Source organism: Ligilactobacillus sp. MP3 (assembly GCF_024436335.1).
In the GTDB taxonomy this organism is placed as follows: domain Bacteria; phylum Bacillota; class Bacilli; order Lactobacillales; family Lactobacillaceae; genus Ligilactobacillus; species Ligilactobacillus salivarius.
In genome coordinates, this window is the sequence record NZ_JANFQI010000002.1 from 240,346 (window position 1) to 262,448 (window position 22,103).

Annotated in this window: 23 protein-coding genes; 18 read left to right on the top strand and 5 right to left on the bottom strand. The window is 30.4% G+C overall.

Annotation, left to right across the window (positions count from 1 at the left end; genetic code table 11):
• Positions 1-12 precede the first annotated feature (12 nt).
• The 3 genes from NOU10_RS02820 to holA all read left to right on the top strand — a co-directional run bounded on the left by NOU10_RS02820 (position 13) and on the right by holA (position 3,795).
• The gene (locus NOU10_RS02820; RefSeq protein ID WP_003706127.1) at positions 13-489 is read left to right on the top strand and encodes a ComE operon protein 2; all 477 of its coding nucleotides are present in this window, start codon (positions 13-15) and stop codon (positions 487-489) included.
• A 96-nt stretch (positions 490-585) separates the two neighbouring features.
• A complete protein-coding gene (locus tag NOU10_RS02825; RefSeq protein ID WP_255905943.1) occupies positions 586-2,763 on the top strand; it encodes a DNA internalization-related competence protein ComEC/Rec2 in 2,178 nt (725 codons plus the stop codon).
• Positions 2,764-2,772: 9 nt separating this feature from the next.
• The gene (holA, locus tag NOU10_RS02830; RefSeq protein WP_255905934.1) at positions 2,773-3,795 is read left to right on the top strand and encodes a DNA polymerase III subunit delta; all 1,023 of its coding nucleotides are present in this window, start codon (positions 2,773-2,775) and stop codon (positions 3,793-3,795) included.
• 12 nt (positions 3,796-3,807) lie between these two features.
• Here the strand turns inward: holA and fni are convergent, their stop codons facing one another.
• From fni to mvk, 4 genes are read right to left on the bottom strand one after another with little or no spacing between them, the layout of a single operon-like run.
• Positions 3,808-4,860: a type 2 isopentenyl-diphosphate Delta-isomerase gene (fni, locus tag NOU10_RS02835; RefSeq protein ID WP_161022209.1), complete on the bottom strand. Its 1,053-nt coding sequence runs from the start codon at positions 4,858-4,860 to the stop codon at positions 3,808-3,810.
• A 15-nt stretch (positions 4,861-4,875) separates the two neighbouring features.
• The gene (locus NOU10_RS02840; protein ID WP_069469408.1) at positions 4,876-5,943 is read right to left on the bottom strand and encodes a phosphomevalonate kinase; all 1,068 of its coding nucleotides are present in this window, start codon (positions 5,941-5,943) and stop codon (positions 4,876-4,878) included.
• Between the two features lie 24 nt (positions 5,944-5,967).
• Positions 5,968-6,936 carry a diphosphomevalonate decarboxylase gene (gene mvaD / locus NOU10_RS02845; protein WP_250201011.1) on the bottom strand — a complete coding sequence of 323 codons (969 nt, stop codon included), beginning with the start codon at positions 6,934-6,936 and terminating at the stop codon, positions 5,968-5,970.
• A gap of 12 nt (positions 6,937-6,948) precedes the next feature.
• Positions 6,949-7,893, bottom strand: a complete 945-nt coding sequence (gene mvk, locus NOU10_RS02850) for a mevalonate kinase (protein WP_255905935.1) — start codon at positions 7,891-7,893, stop codon at positions 6,949-6,951.
• Between the two features lie 250 nt (positions 7,894-8,143).
• On the opposite strand from mvk, the gene NOU10_RS02855 reads away from it, so the two are divergent.
• The 13 genes from NOU10_RS02855 to NOU10_RS02915 all read left to right on the top strand — a co-directional run bounded on the left by NOU10_RS02855 (position 8,144) and on the right by NOU10_RS02915 (position 20,205).
• Positions 8,144-10,933 carry a helicase C-terminal domain-containing protein gene (locus tag NOU10_RS02855; RefSeq protein ID WP_255905936.1) on the top strand — a complete coding sequence of 930 codons (2,790 nt, stop codon included), beginning with the start codon at positions 8,144-8,146 and terminating at the stop codon, positions 10,931-10,933.
• Between the two features lie 123 nt (positions 10,934-11,056).
• The gene (locus NOU10_RS02860) at positions 11,057-11,560 is read left to right on the top strand and encodes a DUF5590 domain-containing protein (RefSeq protein WP_255905937.1); all 504 of its coding nucleotides are present in this window, start codon (positions 11,057-11,059) and stop codon (positions 11,558-11,560) included.
• A gap of 17 nt (positions 11,561-11,577) precedes the next feature.
• Positions 11,578-12,759 (top strand): pyridoxal phosphate-dependent aminotransferase, encoded by a 1,182-nt coding sequence (locus NOU10_RS02865; RefSeq protein WP_160944508.1) that lies wholly within the window; start codon positions 11,578-11,580, stop codon positions 12,757-12,759.
• Between the two features lie 12 nt (positions 12,760-12,771).
• A complete protein-coding gene (gene asnS / locus NOU10_RS02870; RefSeq protein ID WP_003700078.1) occupies positions 12,772-14,073 on the top strand; it encodes an asparagine--tRNA ligase in 1,302 nt (433 codons plus the stop codon).
• Between the two features lie 109 nt (positions 14,074-14,182).
• Positions 14,183-14,890: a DnaD domain protein gene (locus NOU10_RS02875; protein WP_160993570.1), complete on the top strand. Its 708-nt coding sequence runs from the start codon at positions 14,183-14,185 to the stop codon at positions 14,888-14,890.
• A gap of 14 nt (positions 14,891-14,904) precedes the next feature.
• Positions 14,905-15,546: an endonuclease III gene (gene nth, locus NOU10_RS02880; RefSeq protein WP_255905938.1), complete on the top strand. Its 642-nt coding sequence runs from the start codon at positions 14,905-14,907 to the stop codon at positions 15,544-15,546.
• 55 nt (positions 15,547-15,601) lie between these two features.
• Positions 15,602-16,120, top strand: a complete 519-nt coding sequence (msrA, locus tag NOU10_RS02885) for a peptide-methionine (S)-S-oxide reductase MsrA (protein ID WP_003703770.1) — start codon at positions 15,602-15,604, stop codon at positions 16,118-16,120.
• A 23-nt stretch (positions 16,121-16,143) separates the two neighbouring features.
• Positions 16,144-17,016 carry a YitT family protein gene (locus tag NOU10_RS02890; RefSeq protein WP_003710005.1) on the top strand — a complete coding sequence of 291 codons (873 nt, stop codon included), beginning with the start codon at positions 16,144-16,146 and terminating at the stop codon, positions 17,014-17,016.
• A 70-nt stretch (positions 17,017-17,086) separates the two neighbouring features.
• Positions 17,087-18,094 (top strand): sugar transferase, encoded by a 1,008-nt coding sequence (locus NOU10_RS02895; protein ID WP_255820499.1) that lies wholly within the window; start codon positions 17,087-17,089, stop codon positions 18,092-18,094.
• Positions 18,091-18,882, top strand: a complete 792-nt coding sequence (locus NOU10_RS02900; RefSeq protein WP_003700084.1) for a glycosyltransferase family 32 protein — start codon at positions 18,091-18,093, stop codon at positions 18,880-18,882. Before NOU10_RS02895 ends, NOU10_RS02900 begins: the two co-directional genes overlap by 4 nt.
• Complete coding sequence (locus NOU10_RS02905) at positions 18,869-19,816, top strand: glycosyltransferase (RefSeq protein ID WP_255905939.1); 948 nt, start codon at positions 18,869-18,871, stop codon at positions 19,814-19,816. Before NOU10_RS02900 ends, NOU10_RS02905 begins: the two co-directional genes overlap by 14 nt.
• A gap of 15 nt (positions 19,817-19,831) precedes the next feature.
• Entirely contained in the window at positions 19,832-20,017 is a 186-nt protein-coding gene (locus tag NOU10_RS02910) for a hypothetical protein (RefSeq protein ID WP_003700086.1), read from the top strand.
• A 2-nt stretch (positions 20,018-20,019) separates the two neighbouring features.
• Positions 20,020-20,205: a hypothetical protein gene (locus tag NOU10_RS02915; protein ID WP_003703786.1), complete on the top strand. Its 186-nt coding sequence runs from the start codon at positions 20,020-20,022 to the stop codon at positions 20,203-20,205.
• A gap of 103 nt (positions 20,206-20,308) precedes the next feature.
• Here NOU10_RS02915 and NOU10_RS02920 read toward each other — a convergent pair whose 3' ends face one another.
• The gene (locus tag NOU10_RS02920) at positions 20,309-21,121 is read right to left on the bottom strand and encodes a pyruvate, water dikinase regulatory protein (RefSeq protein WP_081534125.1); all 813 of its coding nucleotides are present in this window, start codon (positions 21,119-21,121) and stop codon (positions 20,309-20,311) included.
• 250 nt (positions 21,122-21,371) lie between these two features.
• Here NOU10_RS02920 and rpsU point away from each other — a divergent pair, with 250 nt between their 5' ends.
• Entirely contained in the window at positions 21,372-21,557 is a 186-nt protein-coding gene (gene rpsU / locus NOU10_RS02925) for a 30S ribosomal protein S21 (RefSeq protein ID WP_003694124.1), read from the top strand.
• Between the two features lie 18 nt (positions 21,558-21,575).
• A complete protein-coding gene (locus NOU10_RS02930) occupies positions 21,576-22,019 on the top strand; it encodes a GatB/YqeY domain-containing protein (protein WP_003706153.1) in 444 nt (147 codons plus the stop codon).
• Positions 22,020-22,103: the final 84 nt, after the last annotated feature.

A 22,103-nucleotide genomic window follows, 5' to 3' on the forward strand; every position in this document is an offset into this window, starting at 1 on the left:
ATGGTGAATTTTATGACCGATAAAAGAATACCTTGGAATCAGTATTTTATGTTACAAGCAGTATTGCTTTCATTAAGATCAACATGCGAAAGATTATCAGTTGGAGCAATTTTAGTTAGGGATAAGCGTGTAATTGCTGGAGGATACAACGGAGCTGTTTCTGGTGATGATCATTGTATTGACGTAGGTTGTTACGTTGTTGATGGACACTGTTTACGAACAATTCACGCAGAAATGAATGCAGTATTACAATGTTCAAAATTTGGAATTCCAACAGATGGGGCAGAAATTTATGTTACAGATTTTCCTTGTTTACAATGTACTAAATCATTGTTACAAGCAGGTATAAAGAAAATATATTATATGCGTAATTATCATAATGACGATTATGCGATAAGATTATTGAAACGAAAAAAAGTAGCAGTTGAACAAGTTAAAGTTGAACCTAAGTATTTAAATACAGTTTCAATAAATATTGCAGAAAATTAGGAATAAAAATTATTGTACAGGATTGTTATTTTTTTCTGTGCAATTCTTTTAGTGGTTATTGAATTACTATTTTTTGAATTCAATTATATTTTTATAGTGGTACTATGTTTAATTTGTTTGAGGATTTTATGTACTAAAAGTATTTGTATAGTAAACATTTGTTTAATATGGTGCCTAGGATGTATAACATATATTTTTAATTACTATCAATGTAGTAAAAGTAGAGAAATAAAACAAGAATTAAGTGTTAAAAACCAGCATATTTTGGTATATGCAGATAATATAAAAGTTAACGGAGATTTACTGACATTAACAGGAAGATGGTTAGAAGGAAAACAACAGATATGTACTTATTATTATTTAAAATCTAAAGCAGAACAGAATTATTTAAAAAAACAAATAAATAGTGATGTATATACTGTAACAGGAAAAATTAAAGGAATTTCTCCTCCTACTAATGAAAATGAATTTGATTATAAAAAATTTTGTCAAAGTAAAAAGATATATAATGGTTTAACTGTTAAACATATAAGTTTAGAAAATAATAAAGTTCCCTCTAAATATAAACTTTTATGTAAATTACATGATTTAAGAAAAAGTATAATATGTTATCTGCAATTATTTCCCAAGTATTTACGAGGATATTCAACAGCCTTAATAGTAGGGTATAGAGATGATGGATTTAATGATATAAATAGTAGTATCAAAGAATTAGGCTTATTATATCTTTTCAGTTTATCAGGAATGCATGTTTTTTATTTAGTGAAAATTTTGCAAAAATTAGCACAAATACTACGAATAACAGCAGAGACGGTAGATATATGGTTGATCATTTGTCTTCCCATATATATGATTTTAGCAGGTTCTTCATCAAGTATTATACGTGCAGTATTTATGGTATGGATACCTATATTTAGTAGATATTTTTTATCAATAAAGATAGATAAATTAACTTCATGGTCATTGACAATAATTATAAACCTATTATATTCGCCAATGATATTATTTACTATGGGGATGCAGTTAAGCTATTTGTTGACGTTAGTTTTAATTCTAAATGAGGAAGAAAATAGCATAAAGATTGGTATAAAGATGAGTGGATATAGTATACCATTAATGTTATGGCATACATATCAATGGAATGTACTAACTACTTTTCTATCTATATGCATTATTCCAATTTTTGAATATATAATTCTACCATTTACAATAGTAGGAGTACTATTAAATGTCTTTTCAAAAATTAGTAATACTATTTTGTTTTTAATTTCGATCTTCTTTGAGAAATTAGCAGATAGTTCACCTATGATAACTTTTGGGAAACCGGATCTAACGGTAGTTATACTATTACTGTCACTTATGATCTGTTTAGAAGTTAGCAGGAGAAAAAATGTAATTATTTATCTACAAGTATTGGTATATATTTTTTCATATAGTCAAATACATCGAAATAAAGGCGAATTAGTTTACTTTGACATCGGACAAGGTGATGCTACTCTAATCAGAGAAAAAAATAATAATCAAGTAATTTTAGTAGATACAGGTGGAAAAGTTAGTTTTAAGCATGAAAAATGGAGAAGTAGGGCAAGTCAGACTAGTGGCGAAAGGGTTATAGTCAATTATCTGTTAAGTAAAGGAATTAATTCGATAGATAAGCTTTATTTAACACATCAAGATGCAGATCATGTTGGTAATTTTCCAAGTATTAGTCAAAAAATAAAGATCAAAAAAATTTTGGTTCCTTTAGGAATGGAGAAATTATCAAGTTTTAATAAAAGATTGAATGAATCGAATATCTGTAATGATAAAGTGGTAGAGCCTATTACTGATACTAGTGATTTTTCTAAAGAAAGAATAGATATTTTACATCCATTTGTTGAAGGAAAAGGAAAAAATAAAGATTCTATAGTTCTAAAATATACTATGGGCAGGCTAATTTTTTTAATTACGGGTGATTTAGATCAAGAAAATGAAATAAAAGTAATAGAAAAGTACCCTGATTTACGGTGTGATATTTTAAAAGTAGGACACCACGGGAGTAAAACATCAACTGCAGATCAATTTGTAAAAAGTTTAAAACCTCAATATGCTATTATTTCGGTAGGTCTTAATAATAGGTATGGGCATCCTAATATTGAAACATTGAGGACATTAAATGCAAATGGTATTCCATATTTAATGACTTCCGATAAGGGAATGATAAAAATAGTAAATGTGTCTAAAGACAAATTTTGTATGAGTACTAAATATGGAAAAATATTAATTAGAAAGTGAGATAGAAAAGTGAAAGTAGATGAGTTGCGCAAAGAAATAGAAAATAATAGTCTAAAAAATGTTTATTTAGTTTTAGGGGAAGATACATATCTTAATAATAAAGTTAAAGAATTATTTTGGAACTATATTCCTGAAAGTGATAGGGAATTTAATGCCGCAATTTATGATATGGAAACTACTTCGATTGCAACCGCAATAGCAGATGCAATTTCTGCTCCTTTTTTTAGTGAAAAAAGATTGGTGATTATTACTCATCCATATTTTTTAACAGGGGATACAAAGAAACATTCTATCGAACAAGATGTAAATGAATTGATAGGATATTTGCAAAATCCTTCTCCAGATACTTTGTTAGTAGTATTAGCAAGTTATGAGAAGTTAGATTCACGTAAGAAAGTAGTTAAAGAGTTAAAGTCAAAAGCTGAAATAGTGAATACTTCCTCATTGAATGAATCTGAGATAAGACAATATCTTATAAAATATTGTGATGAGAAAAAAGTTATAATTGAAAAAAGAGCAATAGACAGATTAATTCAATTAACCAATGCTAATTTCTCTAAAATAATGAATGAACTTTCTAAACTAATAATAGCAACTGTTGATACTAAAAAGATTACAGTTAGTGAGGTAGATGGATTAGTTACAAAATCGCTGGAACAAAATGTTTTTGATTTGGTAGATTTTGTTCGTGATAAAAAGATAAAAGAAGCATTTGAATTATATCATGAACTTTTAGAACAAAAAGAAGAGCCATTAAAAATAAATGCGATCTTAATTGGACAATTTAGATTACTTTTACAAGTTAAAATATTACAGAAGCATAGCTATGATCAAGGAAGTATTGCCTCAACTTTAAAAGTTCATCCCTTTAGAGTGAAGTTAGCTATGCAGAATGCTCGTAAATTTAGCAATAATAGTTTGAAATCTGCTTACTTAGGTTTGGCCGAAATAGAAGAAAAGTTAAAAACAAGTAGTCAGAATCCAGAATTGTTGTTTCAATTATTTTTGACAAAATATGCGTATAAAAAATAAAGGTTGAGATTTTTAATCCCAACCTTTATTTTTTAATAACTCAGTCATTTGCTTTTTAAAAACTAATAACTCAGAGCTTAAAATTACTGGTAATTTATGTAAGTCGTCAATAGTTTTACAACCTAGCATCAACATAATTTTTTTAATTTCAACTTTTAAATTAGTTATATATTCAATTAAACTCTCAGTTCCTTGACGTAATAAAATATGTAAAAATAGGCCAGAAATACCAACATTGTCAGCTCCTAAAACTAAACATTTTACTATATCAAGAGAATTTCTAATTCCACCAGAGGCAGTGAAAGAAATGTCTTCATCTACAAGTTTAGCAGCTACTAAGGATTGAGCAGTAGTCATACCAATATCTTGCAAAAATGCTAATTCTTTTTGTTTACGGCGACGATTTTCAATTTCTATAAAATTAGTACCACCCTTGCCAGAAAGATCGATATACTTAACACCAATATCAGCTAATTCTTTAATAGTTATAGGAGTTAATCCTTGTCCAACACCCTTAACAAGTAAAGGAAATGATGAATTATTAACTATTTCACGAATATTATCTTTCCACATAAATTCAGTATCGCCTTCAGGCATGACTAATTCTTGAGAAACATTAAGATGCAGTTCCATTGCATTAGCATCAATCATTTGTTGAGCAACATTGAAGTTTGAGTAAGAATGGCCGGCTCCAAGGTTACCTAACAAAAAGCCATTTGGATTTAGTTGCCTTATTTTACTGAAATTTGGTGATAAACTAGGATATTTTAAAGCAATACTTTGAGAGCCACAGGCCATAGGTATATTTGTTTTAGCAGCAACAGTTGCTAATTTATAGTTTATATCATCAGTTTGTGGACTTCCTCCAGTAATTGCGTTAATAAAAAAGGGGACAGGAATATCTTTACCAACTAGCGTACTTCTTATATCTATATCTGATAAATTTAACTCAGGTAAGTTACTATAAATTAATTGAACTTCATCTAACTGATTAGATGATTGAGTTTTAAAAAATTTTTCAGCTAAAGAAAGATGTTCATTTTTGCGATGTTGATGAATTTTCATAATAATCTCCTGTAATTAATCTTGATAAACGTGCAATGATAATGGGACTATTCCATTTTCTTTCCAATAAGTAAATAATGGCTCAACATTCATAGATTTATCAATTAGAACAATACCACAATCTCCTCCACCAGCACCAGAAGTTTTTGCTGCTCCACCAAATTTTTCTGCAGAAGTGATAAGTTTAGTTAGTAGGGGAGTTTCGATTTCTACAGAACTCAAACTAGCTAAATTTCGGAGTAATTCACGATTATATATTAATGATTCTTGAATTTTGGATAGAGAATTTTCCTTAAAACCAGTAATCATTGTATCGATACATTTCCAACTATTTTCTAAAAAATGATTGTATTTATTTTGATTATTAGCCTTATGAAGAGCAACTGCATCTACTAGATGTGAAGTTGATGCAGGAGATCCAGTCCAACCTATTAGAAGATTTAAGTTATCAGGTGGAGTCAATTGAGTAACTTTCAAATTAGGCCAATTTAAATCTAAAAGTTCGGAAATTGTATAGGATCTTTGAGCGACTTTAAGCCATTCTTTATCGAAAGAATGATAAGCTATCCAACCACCGTAGACACTAGCAGCGATATCCCCTAAAGAACCATTTCCTTGAACATTTAAATGAGCAATGGAAGCTAGTTTGAAAAGATGCTCTTTTGATAAATTTAGTTCATAAAATTCAGATAGAGCTTTAATAGTTGCTACAGTGACCGCAGCAGAAGAACCAAGTCCATATTTCTTTCCATCAGGACTATCTAATTCACTATCAATTTTTAGATGATAGAATTCCATTTTTTTACCTAGACTTTGGGCATATTCTTCGACTAAATTAATAGCAGATAAAATATAATGAAATGGATTGTCTCGATTATCAAAAATAATTTGATTACCTTCTCGTTTCCAATATAAAGAATTTTCTTTATATTGTTTAGAAATGATTGACCCTAAATCATTACTCTTTTCTAAATTTACATATACAAATTGATCTAAAGCCACTAGAATAGCTGGTTGTCCAGTTTCAACAACAGCATATTCACCAGCAATGTATAATTTTCCTGGAGCTTTGACAGAAATCAAAACATCATAACCTTTCTTTGTAAATTAATCAAGATATTGTACACCTGGTCCCGCTGAAGAAACTAAAACTTCAGTGTTAGGAAGATTTTTTTGTAAAAAGGAAGTGATACTAGCAGTATCTTTTCCTAGACAAATAATTTTAACATTTGGACCAGCATCCATGGTGTAATAACATTCAACTCCCATTGAACGTAATTCTTCTACAAGATTCATAACTTGAATACTTTCAGGAGAAAAATAACTAAAATGAGGATGAGCACTTAAATTTAAAGCATGCATCTTCATAGCATTTTCTTCGGCTAATTCACCCATAGTGGTAAAATCTTGTTTGCTAATAGCTTCTTTCATCAATGGAATAGAGCGGTTAGCCTCTTTTATCCAAGAATTATAATAAGGAGAAGTATTAACAACAGTTTGCATACCAGCACGCGAAGTTATTTTTTTAGGTTTACTATTTATAACAACTGCAATCATTTTTATGTCCCAAGACACATTTTCAATAAATGGAACAGCATAAGAATTTAGATCATTATCACCTGCTTGCCATTCAACAAAACCGCCATAAATAGAGCGAGTAGCTGATCCCGATCCACGTCTAGCTAAACGAGATAAATCGCGACGAGATAAATTCATACCACTAGCTTTACTTGCAGCAGCAGCTAATGCAGCAAAAGCAGAAGCGGAAGATGCTAATCCAGCAGTTGTAGGAACATGATTAGTTGAGTTAACCTTGGCGAATTCTGAAATACCAGCTTTTTCTCGAACGATATTCAAAAATTTATGCACATTTTCGTTAGGAATTTCTTTTCCATTCAGAATAAAAGTATCTTTAGTATAACTTGAATCAAAAGTAACTGAAGTATCAGTATAGAAATGATCCAAAGTTAGTGATAAAGAATTATTCATAGGTAGAATAAACTCTGTATCTTTTTTTCCCCAATATTTAATTAATGCAATATTTGTGTGTGCTCGTGCAGTGGCATGATTGGACACGATAAATTCCTCCTAAAGATTCGATAGGGGCTCTATCCAATTTTTAGTAACCCCGTGTTGATTTAAAATTTTAGCAAGTACTTCTGCCTCTTTTTTTGTCTTCAATAAACTGATAAAACATCCACCACGACCACCACCAGTAAGTTTACTGCCTAGTGAACCGTTTTTAAGTGCTATATTAATAAGATTATCTAATTTAGGAGTGCTGACACCTAAAGAAATCAAATCTTTTTGGGCTAAAGTAAATGTTTTTCCGAGTCCTACTATATCATTATTAGCCAGTTGATCTCTAGTGGTTTGTGCTAATCTACCTAATGCAGCTAACTTTGATGAAGTTGATATTTCGTCTGTATTAAGTTGATCTTTAACAATTTTTATTGCTTCACTTGTTTGACCTTTAATACCACTATCACTAATTAGTAGATAAGCATCCAGGTTAATTGGAATAGGTGTAATTTCTTTATTACGAATTAACCAGATAGGATTATCGCTAGCACTAGTTGTAGCATCTAAACCACTAGGATTGTTATGAGTAACTTTTTCAGCAATATCAGCGTATGATAATAGTTTTTTATGATTAATTCTAGTGTCGGTAGCGTTGTAAAAACAACGAATAATAGAAATTGCAACGGCAGCTGAGGATCCCATACCTCTTTCTGCGGGTAATTGACTGGATAAATGTAACTCAAATCCATTTTCTATACGTAAGTCAGAAACTAATTTTAAAATTAGTTTCTTAATGCCGAGCATATTTTTAGGCATATCATCAATTGAACCATCATAGTAAGAACTTGTAATAGTTTGTTCACTTGATGATGGTATAACTTTAATACTTGCAGTTGCGGTTACGGTTTTTAATGGCAGAGCGATTGCTGGATGACCATATACGACAGCATGTTCACCAATTAAAATAATTTTTGCATGACTAGAACCCTTAGCATCATGAAATATATGCAAATCACTCTTCTCCCTTCGAATTTTTATATACCTCTATAAGTAGTACAAACAGTGTAATTATACATGTTATTAATGATATAAACAATAATATAGCTAGGGATTTTTAAAAGAATATTTTTAAATTTAGATAAAGAAATAGGGAGTAGGTATCTGTAAAAAGTACTTGGAACAGTAAAGTATGTATACTGGTAATAGGAAATTATGCTAAGATTAAGTTGATTGAGAATTTTTAGCAATGAAGGTGAGATTAATGATAAAAGAAAGAATATATGCAGTGGTTGATTTAGAAACTACAGGTCCTAAACAAGATGGTAGCGATAAAATAATTCAATTTAGCTGTGATTTTGTACAATCAAATAAAATTGTAAATCATTTTTCTACCTTAATAAATCCAGGAATGCCTATTCCAGTTGAAGTAAAGAAACTTACAGGAATAAAAGATAAAGATGTACGGTACGCGCCATATTTCGATGAAGTTGCAGGAACAATTTATGCGATGTTGCAGAATACAACTTTTGTAGCGCATAACGTGAACTTTGATTATAGTTTTTTGAGTTCTGAATTGGAAAGAGCTGGGTACCCAGAATTGGAATTACCAATGATGGATACAGTTCAACTGACACAAATAATTTATCCAACATTAGTCTCATATAGGTTAATAGATATTAGTAAGTATCTACAACTTTCTCATATACATCCTCATAAAGCGGATAGTGATACTAAAGCAACAGCTGAATTATTAATTAATTTAAAAAAGAGAATTGAAAATTTTCCCTTAATTCTATTGCAAAGGTTAGCTAAGATGGGCGATTCTTTAATTGCTCAGACAGGTGAATTTTTTAATGAAGTATACCTTAATAAAAAGGATAGAGAAGAGAAGTTACCTAATGATTTAATGGTTGTAGAAGATATTGTCTTAAAAAGGCCTAAACTCATAGACGAAAAAATATCAAAACAAGAATATCCTGAAACAAAGGATGAAAAGCAAAATCTTTTTTCTGAAGTCTTGGAATGGCGTTCTAGTCAAATAAAAATGATGGATGATATTAATAATGACTTGAATGAAAAAATATCAAAAAAATATGTATATGATGCTGCAACTGGGATTGGTAAAACATTAGGCTATCTAATGCCTATTGCATATAAAGCTACTGAAGAAAGAGTTGTAATAAGTACTGCTACTACAACTTTACAAAATCAGTTAATAGATAAGGATATATCAATGTTAAAAGAAGTTATTCCTTTTAATTTGAATATTGTGAATTTAAAGGGAAGCCAGCATTATATTGATATAGATAAATTCTACCAAAGTTTATCTATTCCTCAGTCAAAAAAGGCTACTCAAATACAGATGACTTTATTAGTTTGGCTTATGGAAACTTCAACTGGCGATATGGAAGAACTTAACTTATTGAGTATGCAAGATACAATTTTTGCACAAATAGAGCATCATGGGATAAGAGGACTGAATAAAAAAAGTACATTTTATTCAGTAGACTTTTTAAAGCGGCAAGAAATTTTGAGAAGACATGCGAATATAATTATTACAAATCATGCTTATTTATTAAGTCATGTTGATAAATTAGGTGGAAATGACACAGTATTAATAGTTGATGAAGCACAGCACCTGAACGATAATTTGCTTAAAGAAAACAGAAAAACAATAGATTTTGATCAAATAAAAATAATTTCTGATTCATTACTAGTAAAAATGGAATCACAATTATCTTTTTCATTTAGAGACTTGGTAGAGATAAATTTTATTACTAAAGCACAATATACTGAGTTAATAAGACCAATTCAAACTATAGACTATGAAATAATGAATCTAAGAGAAATTTTTATGACTTATCTTAATTCAAATATGAACAAAGCATCAGATGTATATGTTGAAGTTCCGATAAAACCTTTGAATCTTAGAGGAATGATTAAGGCAAATTTATTTATATTCAAAAAAATTGAGAAAGCTTTAAGAAATTTAAAAAGGCTTCAAAATAAATTCTCTCAAAAGTATAGCATGGCCATTGTTACTGGGAGATTAGGATTGGATGAAATTCAGTTAATAAATGATTATCAAAAGTTACTTAATCTTTTATTAAGCGAAATGAAAAGTTGGTCATATCTAGATTTAAATAGATTGGAAGATGAATTGGAAACAGAGTTTATCTGGTTGACATATCCATATAAACAAGAAAATGGACATTTACGTTTGAATTTTATCATGTTAGATGGTGAGAACTTCTTAAATAATAAGGTATATCAAAAATTTTCTACAGTTTTGCTGGTAGGTGCAAATCTAGCTATGAAAGAAACTAGGGGTTACATGTTTAGACAATTAGATCTTAATGGTCAGGTTAAGATTAAGAAATACGATAATATTTTTGATTATAGCAAACAAACTAGAGCCTATATTTTAAAAGATACTCCGGATATAACGTCGATTTCAAAAAAAGAATACATAGAGTATTTATCTCGTGATTTAGAGAAAATATTGCTGAATAATAATAGACAGACAATGATATTATTTAATTCATTAGAAATAATTGAATCAGTTTATCCTAAGTTAGTTAAGAAAATTGGAAGTAAACGTGAGATTTTAGCGCAAGGTATAACTGGTAGTGTAGAAAAAATTAAAAAGAGATTTATGCTAGGAGAAGGAAAAATTTTATTAGGAGCAGGCGCTTTTTGGGAAGGTATTGATTTACCTGAAAATAATTTAGAGATGGTAATAGTCACACGATTGCCGTTCCAGTCCCCAGATACTGTCCTTAATAAAGCTAGGTATAGAAAATTAGAGAAGAAAGGGATTAATTCATTTTATAATTTAGCTTTACCAGAGGCAATTTTAAGATTGCAACAAGGGTGGGGAAGATTAATAAGAACGCCTAAAGATAAAGGAATATTTGTATTACTTGATTCAAGAATTGCCAATAAAAACTATGGGGAAAAATTTATTAGTTCGTTTCCAGATGGAGTTAATCTTAAAAGTTTGAAAATTGATGATTTACTAAAAGAAATTACTTTATTTTTTGGTGAATAAAGGGAAAATATGAGCTTTTTACACATATTTTATTAATTTTGAATTTTAAAGTTTGCTTTTTTTATTGTATAATATTGCTCAGATACTAATGATTTAATAGTATAGAATCAAATAGAAATTTTGGTGAGAAAATTGAGAAGAAAACATGATTCAAAGATAAATAAGAAATTTTATTTTTGGAGTACAATTATTATTATTGTTCTTTTAATAATTTTAGGTTACGCAAAAGCTCAAAGCCCGCAAGCTCAAGCAAAAAAAGAAGCTTATTTGGTGGCTAAGAAATATGGTAACGTAAGAAAAGTTGAAGACTTTTATGTATTTAATAGAAAACAGACTTATTACACTATTTACGGAACAAATGCGCGTGGTCAAGAGGTATATGTTATTGCTTCTCAAAATGGCAAAAAAGTAAATATATATGCACAAAATAAAGGAATTTCTGTAAATAAAGCTAAGAATATCGTTAGGGTAGAAAGAAATCCTAAAAAGATAACAAAAACTTCCTTAGGATTGGTAAATAACAAACCTGCTTGGGAAGTGACATATTTGAATAATCAAAATAATATTTGTTATGACTTGATAAGTTTTAAAACTGGAAAGATCATAAAATCCATTCAAAACATATAATTTGGAGGCAGTTATCTATGCAAATTTCACAAAGAGCTAAAAATATACAACCATCTGCAACGCTTGCACTATCAACTAGAGCTAATGCAATGCGTGCTGAAGGAATTGATGTAATTAATTTAACGGTAGGAGAACCTGATTTTCAAACACCTAAGAATATAAGAGATGCTGCTATTGTTGCAATTAATGATGGAAAAGCAGATTCATATACTCCTGTATTAGGTATAAAGGAATTGAGGGAAAAAGTAGCAGAGGTTACTAACAAAGATTACAACACTAACTTTACGAGTGATAATGTTGCCGTTACAACTGGTGGAAAATTTGCTTTATATGCTATAGCACAGTGCTTGCTAAATCAGGGAGATGAAGTGATTATTCCACTCCCATACTGGGTAAGTTATGGTGAGCAAATTAAATTATCGGATGGAAAACCTGTATTTGTTAAACCAAGTAAGGGACTAAAAGTAACAGCATCAGATTTAGAAAGTGCTAGAACAGACAAAACAGTAGCGATGATTTTAAATTCACCACAAAATCCATCGGGTTTAGTATATACAAAAGAAGAATTAGAAGAAATTGGAAATTGGGCTGTAAAGAATGACATAGTTATAATTTGTGATGACATGTATGGAAAGTTGGTTTATAATGGTACTCGGTTCGTATCATTAATGGATTTAAACGATGATATTAGAAAACAGACAATTTTAGTAAGTGGATTATCTAAATCTTATGCGATGACAGGCTGGAGAGTTGGATATGCGGTAGCTGATGCAGAATTTATTAAAAAGATTGCTGCAGTAGCTGGACACTCCACAAGTAATTTGACAGCAGTTAGTCAATATGCAGCTCTAGAAGCTTTAAATGGTGATCAAAGTAGTGTGTCAACTATGCGAGAGGCTTATGAAGAAAGATTAAATAAAATCTATGAGGAACTTAAAGAAATTCCGGGATTTGTATTTGATTCAAAGCCTCAAGGAGCTTTCTATCTATTTCCTAATGTTGCTGAAGCGGCAAAGTTGGTAGGTTGTAGTAATGTCTCTGAATTTGCGGAATTTTTATTAGAAAAAGCACATGTTGCTGTGGTTCCAGGAGTTGCATTTGGAATGTCTGATTATATTAGAATAAGTTATGCTGCAAGTTTAGATAATCTTGAAGAAGCGGTAAAACGTATTAAAATGTTTGTTGAAGAAAGAAAATAGGAGGTTATATTAGTGAAGACGATTAGTATTATTGATGCTAAACACCATGTTAACGAAAAAGTAAAAATAGGTGTATGGCTTACTAATAAACGTTCCAGTGGGAAAATTGCTTTTTTACAATTACGTGATGGATCAGCATATTTCCAAGGAGTAGTTGTGAAAAATGCTGTTAGTGAGGAAACATTTGCTCTTGCTAAGGAAGTAAAGCAAGAGACTAGTTTGTATGTTACAGGTGTCATTCATGAAGATAAACGTTCACATTTCGGATATGAAATCGAAATTGAAGAAATAGAAGTTGTTGGTGAAAGTAATGAATATCCTATTACACCCAAAGAACATGGTACAGACTTTTTGATGGACCATCGCCATTTATGGCTACGTTCTAAGAAACAATTTGCTATTATGCAAATTCGTAATGAAATGATTCGTGCAACTTATGAATTCTTCAACAAAGAAGGTTTCATTAAATTAGATGCACCTATTTTGACTGGTAGTGCACCAGAGGGAACAACTGAATTGTTCCATACAGAATATTTTGACAGAGATGCATATCTATCACAATCTGGACAGTTATATGAAGAAGCTGGAGCAATGGCTTATGGAAAAGTATTTTCATTTGGTCCTACTTTCCGTGCTGAAAAATCTAAGACACGTCGCCATTTGATTGAATTTTGGATGATTGAACCTGAAATGGCATTCATGCATCAAGAAGAAAGTCTAGAAATTCAAGAACGTTATGTTGCATATTTAGTACAAAGCGTTTTAGATAACTGTCAATATCCTCTACAAATCCTAGGTAGAGATACAGAAGTTCTTAAGAGATATACGGAATTACCATACCCACGTATTTCTTATGATGAAGCAATTGAATTATTGCAACAATCTGGTAAATTCCCAGATGTAAAATGGGGAGAAGATTTCGGTTCTCCTGAAGAAACATATTTAGCTGAACATTTTAGTAAACCAGTTTTTGTTATGAACTATCCAAAAGCCATTAAGCCATTCTACATGAAACCACATCCAACTCGTGATGATGTAGTAATTTGTGCTGATATGTTAGCACCTGAAGGATATGGTGAAATCATTGGTGGATCTGAACGTGCTACAGATCCAAAATATTTGGAAGAACAAATTATTAAAGCTGGCCTAGATGTAAAGGATTATGAATGGTATTTAGACTTGCGTAGATATGGTAGTGTTCCACATTCTGGTTTTGGTTTAGGATTAGAACGTGCTGTAACTTGGATTACAGGTGAAGATCATATTCGTGAAGCAATTCCATTCCCAAGATTATTGAATAGGATTTATCCATAAATTTATTTTGAAGAGGTCTGATGAATTTTCATCGGCCTTTTTAAATTGCTTTTTAATAGTAATATATGTTTAAATCAAGGTAGTGAATTAAGAAACGGGTGATAAAAAATTGGACAGTACATTAAGAGAGTTTCTACGTCAAGGAAATACGGTAATTTCAAACCTGGTATTGAAAAACTATAAGAAATTAGGAATGACTGATACGGAATTTATTTTGTACTTACAACTTAATAGTTATCTTCAAAAAGGGGAAACATTTCCTGAACTAGAAAATATAGCTAAAAGTTTGCAAATATCTGTTAATGATGTATATACACAATTACACAATTTAATAGAGAAAAAAATACTGAAGATTGAAACAATTGTAAATCAACAAGGACAAAAAACTGACAGTTATAGTTTTGATTTCTTATACCAAAAACTAGATTCATTGATAGATGAAGAAAAAAAAGAACTATTAAATGTATCGGCAGAAAAAGATAGACAAAAAATATTTAATGCTTTCCAAGTAGAATTTGGTAGGGATTTATCTCCAATAGAATTAGAAATGATAAATGATTGGATAGAAGAAGATAAATATAAAACAGACCTAATATTACTTGCTTTAAGGGAAGCTGTTTTAAGTCAGGCATATAATTTAAAATATATTGACAGGATTTTACTCAGTTGGGAAAAACAAGGAATTAGATCTAAGGTAGATGTAGAAAATTTAAAGAAAGCCAGAGAAAAAAAGAAAGAAAACATCAATACAATAAGTAACAATAATAGAAATAAAGAGAACAAACCTAAAATACCATTGACAAAGTGGTTGGATTAAGCGGGTGAGATTACATGTTAGATAGTAAAGCAACACAATATGCACTACAAGAAATGGGGAAAATGTTTCCGAATGCGACAACTTCATTAATAGCTGATAGTGATTATCACTTTTTATTAGCTGTTATTTTGAGTGCACAAACTACAGATAAAGCAGTAAATAGAGTCACACCAGCATTATTTGAAAGATACAAATATCCGATAGATATGGCTAATGCTGATCCAAAAGAAGTTGCTGAATATATCAAGACTATCGGTCTTTATAAAAATAAAGCTAAATATTTAGTAGAATGCTCAAAAATGCTAGTGGAGAATTTTAATTCTGTTGTGCCAAAAACACATAAGGAGTTGATGTCCTTATCTGGTGTTGGAAGAAAGACGGCGGATGTTGTATTAGCTGAGAGATTTGGTGTTCCTGCTTTTGCAGTTGATACACATGTATATAGAATTTCTAAGCGTTTAGCAATAGTTCCAGAAGATGCTACAGTTAGGGAGACTGAAAGAATATTAATGTCAAAGGTTCCTAAAGAAGATTGGATAAAATCTCATCATCGAATGATTTTCTGGGGACGCTATCAATGTATGGCGAGAGCCCCTAAATGTGAAACTTGTCCATTATTGGAAATCTGTCAAGAAGGGCAAAAAAGGATAAAATAATATTAGAAAACATGATATAATCAATCTAATGAGTTTAATGAACGAGGTGACTTATATGAGTAAAGATACTGCTATTTTTGCAGGTGGATGTTTCTGGTGTATGGTAGAGCCGTTTGATAAGATGCCGGGGATTATTAGTGTTCGTTCAGGATATACAGGGGGCTTTGTTGAAAATCCAACTTATGAGCAAGTATGTTCTCATACAACAGGTCATACAGAAGCTGTAAAAATAGTTTTTGATCCTGAAATCATTTCCTATGCAGAATTAGTGAATATCTATTGGCGCCAAACAGATCCGACTGATGCAATGGGGCAATTTCAAGATAGAGGGGATAGTTATCGCCCTGTAATTTTTGTTCATGATGAAGAACAACGTAAAATTGCTGAAGAATCAAAGAAAGCCTTAGCTGAAAGTGGAGAATTTGATAAGCCAATCGTAACACAAATTGAAAATGCTAAACCCTTCTATGAGGCAGAAGAATATCATCAGGATTTCTACAAGAAAAATCCGGAAAGATATGCTTTAGAAGAAATGGGCGGTAGGGAACAATTTCGTAATCAGCATTGGAATTAATAAAAAGAGAGGAATTATAGATTATGGATGAGTTGCAAAAGGTGTGGAAGAGACACCAGTATTTTGCAAAAGCATCAATGGCTTTTATTTATGGTATTTTGGTATCAATTGCATTAAATTTCTTTTGGGATCCTGGTAAGATTTATTCTTCAGGTATTACGGGGTTAGCTCAGTTGATTTCTACATTAACTGCTTCAAGTGGAATTCATTTGTCGACAGCTCTAATGTTATTTGTATTGAACTTACCTTTGTTTATATTAGCATGGTTCCAAATTAGCCATAAATTTACAATTTTTACAATTTTGGCAGTTGTTTTTTCTAGTATTATGATGAAAGTTATTCAGCCAGTTACTTTGACCAATGATCCCATTATTTGTGCAATTTTTGGTGCTGCTATTAATGGCTTTGGAACAGGATTAGCATTAAAAAATGGTATTTCAACTGGTGGATTAGATATTATTAGTTTAACTGTGCGTAAACGTACTGGGAAATCAGTTGGTACAGTAAACTTGGTTTTTAATATGTTTATAATTATAGCTGCTGGTTTCGTTTTTGGTTGGCCACATGCCTTTTATTCAGCTTTGGGAATTTTTATTAATGCTCAAGTAATGGATATGGTTTATACTCGTCAACAAAAAATGCAAGTGATGATAGTTACTAATAAACCAGATCTTGTAGTTAAGACTATTCAACATCATATGAGAAGAGGAATTACAATTATTCATGATGCTGAGGGGGCATATCAGCATGATAGAAAGACAGTATTATTAACTGTAATTTCTCGTTATGAAATGTTTGACTTAAAAGAAGCCATGCGTGAGTCAGATCCTAAGGCATTTGTCAGCATTGCTGAAAATGTACATATATTAGGAAGATTTTATGAACCAAGTATGTAAAAAAGAGGAGTAGGGATGGTTTCCATTTCCTACTCTTTTTAGTAGATATTAAGATTGAGGTAGGTTATGTATGAATAACATAATTGTTTCTATGTATAATAAGAGTCAAAACGAAGCTGGCCCCAAGGCAAAGATAGACGTTGAAAATTTTTTAAAAATTTATGATTTTAAGATACAAGACTTCTATTTTTATGGTGGAAGACGTGCAGAGTTAGTTAGTTATAGACAGAGTTTATTTGATATACCCTTTAGATTAAAAGGAAGATATGAGAATGCTATTTTTCAATATCCAGCACTTAATGAGCGTACTAATAAGGCGATAATGAGGAATTTAAAGAAAAATTCTCAAAAGGTATACATCTTAATCCATGATTTAGAGTCATTACGATTTAAAAATGGTGGAAACAATTTTGAGCTGGATTTGTTAAATATGTCTGATGGTGTAATTGCTCATAACAAAAAAATGATTGATTGGCTAAGAAATAATGGAGTAGAGGTACCAATTGTTGATTTAGAAATTTTTGATTATGATAATAATATTCCTCTACAAGAAAATAATATTTTTGATAAAAGTGTTTGTTATGCAGGCAATTTGAATAAAGCTGCATTTCTAAAAGAATATGAGCCAGATTTTAAATTGACATTATTTGGGCCTAACTTTTCTCCAGCTTTAATAAGTAAACATATTGAATATAGAGGATCATTACCACCTGATGAATTAGCTAAAGAATTGCTAACTCAAAATTTTGGCTTGATATGGGATGGAGACAGCAGTAAAGAATGTAGTGGTGTATATGGTGAATATCTTAAATATAATAATCCGCATAAAACTTCTTTATATTTAAGTTCAGGTATGCCTATCATTATATGGCGAGAGGCAGCATTAGCTGAATTTGTTGATAGAAATAAGTTGGGTATAGTAGTTGATAATTTATCACAAATTAAACCAATTTTAGATAAAATGACTAGAGAAGAATATCAAGAGATTAAATCCAATACTATAAAGATAGCTCATAAACTTCGATCGGGATTCTATATAAAGAAAGCTATTACAGAATTAGGGGTGATAGATCAATGATACCTAAAGTTATTCACTATTGTTGGTTTGGCGGAAATCCTCTGCCCAAAGAACTTCAAGATTATATTGATACATGGAAAGAAAAATGTCCTGATTACGAAATAAAATGTTGGAATGAAAGTAATTATGATTATACAAAAAATGAGTATATGAAACAAGCTTTCGAAAAAGGTAAGTGGGGTTTTGTGTCTGATTATGTCGGATATGATGTAGTATACAAATATGGTGGAATATATTTAGATACAGATGTGGAAGTTATTAAGAACTTTGACGATTTATTGGAAAATAAAATATTTATGGGTATTGAAAGTAATGAGAATGGATATTTTATCAATCCAGGTTTAGCATTTGGAGCTGAAAAAAATAATAATGATATCGGTAACCTACTTCATGAATACGATAAAATAAAGTTTATTAATGAGGATGGGAGTCTTAATTTGATTTCTATTCCAATATATGCGACAAACTATTTTTTAAAAAAAGGGTTCAAGAAGAAAAATGAATTTCAAAAGTTGGATAACGGTATTTCAATTTATCCAATGGAATATTTTTCACCAATGAATTTTTTGACAGGAAAGATAGCTACAACTGATAATACGCATAGCATCCACCATTATAGTGCATCATGGCAGTCTAAAACTAATTTAAAACATATTGAAATAATTAGGAAGAATAATGCTATATTTGGTGAAAAATTAGGGAGATATGTAAATTTAGTGTTCAGAATATTTTGGGCGATTTCTAGAAGAATTAAAAAAGTTATAAGGAGAAAAAATGACGAAAATTAGTATAATTGTGCCAATTTATAATGTAGAAAAATATTTAAAAAGATCCTTAGATAGCTTAGTGAATCAAACACTAGAAGATATAGAAATTATTTTAGTAGATGATGGAAGTACTGATAATTCTCATAAAATTGCTGAAGATTATAAAGAAAATTATTCTAATGTATTATTAGTTACTAAAGAAAATGGTGGGTTGTCTGATGCAAGAAACTTTGGTTTACAGTATGCATCAGGAGAGTATATTACTTTTATTGACTCCGATGATTACGTTGAAAGTCAAATGTTTGAGAGAATGTATAATTTATCGGAAAATGGTCGAAAGAAAATTATTGAAAGTAATTTTCTTTGGGAATTCCCAGATAAAAAAGTAAAAGATGTAGTGAAAAAATATAATTCATTAAATGAATACTTAGTAAAAGGTAGAGTAGTGGCTTGGAATAAAATTTATAAAAAGTCATGGCTAGATACATTGGATTTTAAATTTCCAGTTGGACGATTATATGAGGATCAGGACTTCTTTTTCAAGATGGTTGCTAATTTACAAAATATAGAGGAAATAGCTGTAGATGATCATATAGGAGTTCATTATGTACAAAGAAGTAATTCGATTTCTTATAATGAATCTACAAGAATTAGAGATATTTTTTGGATATACAATGATATAATTAAATATTATCGGGTACATAAAGTAACATGTTATAAAGATGAGATGGAATATAGATTTACTAGGAATTTACTGGGAAATGTATTGATTAGAAAAGTTTTAAAGCAAAAAGATAGGAAATTAAAAAGAGAATTATTATCTGAAATAAAAAGTTATATTGATACAAATTTTCCAAATTGGAAAAGAAATAAATATCTCAGTGAAAGAAGTAAACAAAATCTATATTTAAAAATGGTAAATTCAATAACATATAAGTTATTCTATTTATATTAGAAGGGATGTTAATTTATGAATAGAAAGAGTCTATTTGAAGAAGGAACATTTTGGGTTGCAATAATTTCGTTCGTATGTGCCTTTTTCTGTTTATTTGTAGGAGTTTTTGAAGCTTTTATAACTGCAATATTTTGGGCAGTTTTTGGAATTTTTACGTTGAATTATGCAATTTTAAAAAATAGAAGAAGGAATAGGAGGTAGCGATGTTTAAAGATTTAATTAAACAATTTAACTTTTGGGTATCTATCTTTTGTTTTATATTATCATTTTTTAATCTTTTTATTTTTGAAAGAAAATATCTTTTATTAACGATTTTAATTCTTATTATTGGTGTGGTAGATATGTTTAATGCAGTTATGACAGTAAGAGTGAATAAGAAAGATAAGTAAGGAAGAACCTTGTAATTATTGGAAATCAAAAATTACAAGGTTCTTTTTGATATACAAAAAAAGCATAATATCGATAATACATCGGGATTATGCTTTAGATTGCTTAATCTTCACTATCAAGACTTTCAATAATAAGGGTTGCTGTTTCTTCAATAGACTTAGTTGCTACATTAATTTGTAAGCATCCTAATTCTTTATATAGATTAGTTGCAAATTCTAATTCTTGATTAATATTATCCATATTTGAATAAACAGTATCTGGATCTAGACCATAAGAAATCATGCGTTGACGTCTAATATTGTTTAAAACTTCAGGATCATTAGTCAAACCGAAGATACGTTTTTTATCAACTTGATAAATTTCTTTAGGAATTTGAGTTTTAGGAACTAATGGAAGATTGGCAACCTTATATCCTTGATTAGCAAGATATAGTGATAAAGGTGTTTTAGATGTTCTGGAAACACCTAAAAGTACAATATCTGCTTTAAGGAAACCAGATGGATCTTTACCATCATCATAGGTAACTGCAAATTCAAGAGCTTCAATACGCTTGAAATAGTCTGGATTGAGTTTGTGCTTTAATCCAGCTGTATTTAAAGGTTTTTCTCCAGTTATCTCGGCTAAAGTTTGGACCACACCAGTTAGAGCATCAATAACATGCAAGTTATTTTCTTTACCAAAATTATTAACATAGTCAGATAATTCAGGATTAACAAAAGTATGTAAAATAATGGCATTTTCTCTTTTTGCCTTATTCAAAATACCTTGAAGTAAGGAAATAGTTTTTGTTAGTGGAAAACGGCGAATGTTAAATTTACTATTAGGAAATTGAACGGTACCTGCAGTAATTAAACTAAGACCAGTTTCGCCAACTGAATCAGAGATAACAAAAATATTAGTAATAGAATCAGACATATTATCACTCCTATAAAAGCGTTTTACATGTAATTAATTATACATTTAAATAGATATTATTTCCATATGGAATGAAGAATTAATGTATTATTAGCTAAGTAAGGAATAATATGTCAAGAAATTACAAATTATTTATTGATATATTATTGACACTAGATAAAGCATTAGTTACAATAGAAAAGAACTGTTGAAATATGTACTTTTGCTATTTAAGACGGTTACATTTAAGCTCGGAGGGAGGGAAACACACATGTCAAAAACAGTCGTTCGTAAAAACGAATCTCTTGATGACGCTCTTCGTCGCTTCAAACGTTCCGTTTCAAAAACAGGTACTTTGCAAGAATATCGGAAACGCGAATTCTACGAGAAGCCAAGTGTAAAGCGTAAGAAGAAATCCGAAGCAGCTCGTAAACGTAAAAACAAGCGTCGTTTCTAATTTAGGAGGCTTGATGTAGTGAGCTTATTAGAGTCATTGCAAAAAGATATGATTGCAGCTATGAAAGCAAAAGATAAGGTCAAACTTGGCACTATCCGTATGTTAAAAGCTGCAGTTGTGAACGAGCAAATTGAGGTTGGACATGACTTATCTTCAGATGAAGAAATAGCTGTGTTATCTCGAGAGTTAAAGCAACGTAAGGATTCTCTTGAAGAATTTAAGAATGCTGGCCGTGATGAAGCTGTTCAAAATCTTAAGAATGAAATAAAGGTTGTTGAAAGCTATTTACCAGAGCAACTTAGTGAAGATGAAGTGAAGACCATTGTTCAAGAAACGATTGACCAAGTTGGAGCAACGTCCAAAGCTGATTTTGGTAAAGTCATGGGAGCAGTAATGCCAAAACTCAAAGGAAAGGCTGACGGAAAGTTAGTCAATGCAACCGTAAAAGAATTATTAAATTAATAATTACTCGATTTACTACCACATTACATTTGTGGTAGTTTTTTTATGCTTTTATAATATGATATAATGAAAGCGATATATAAA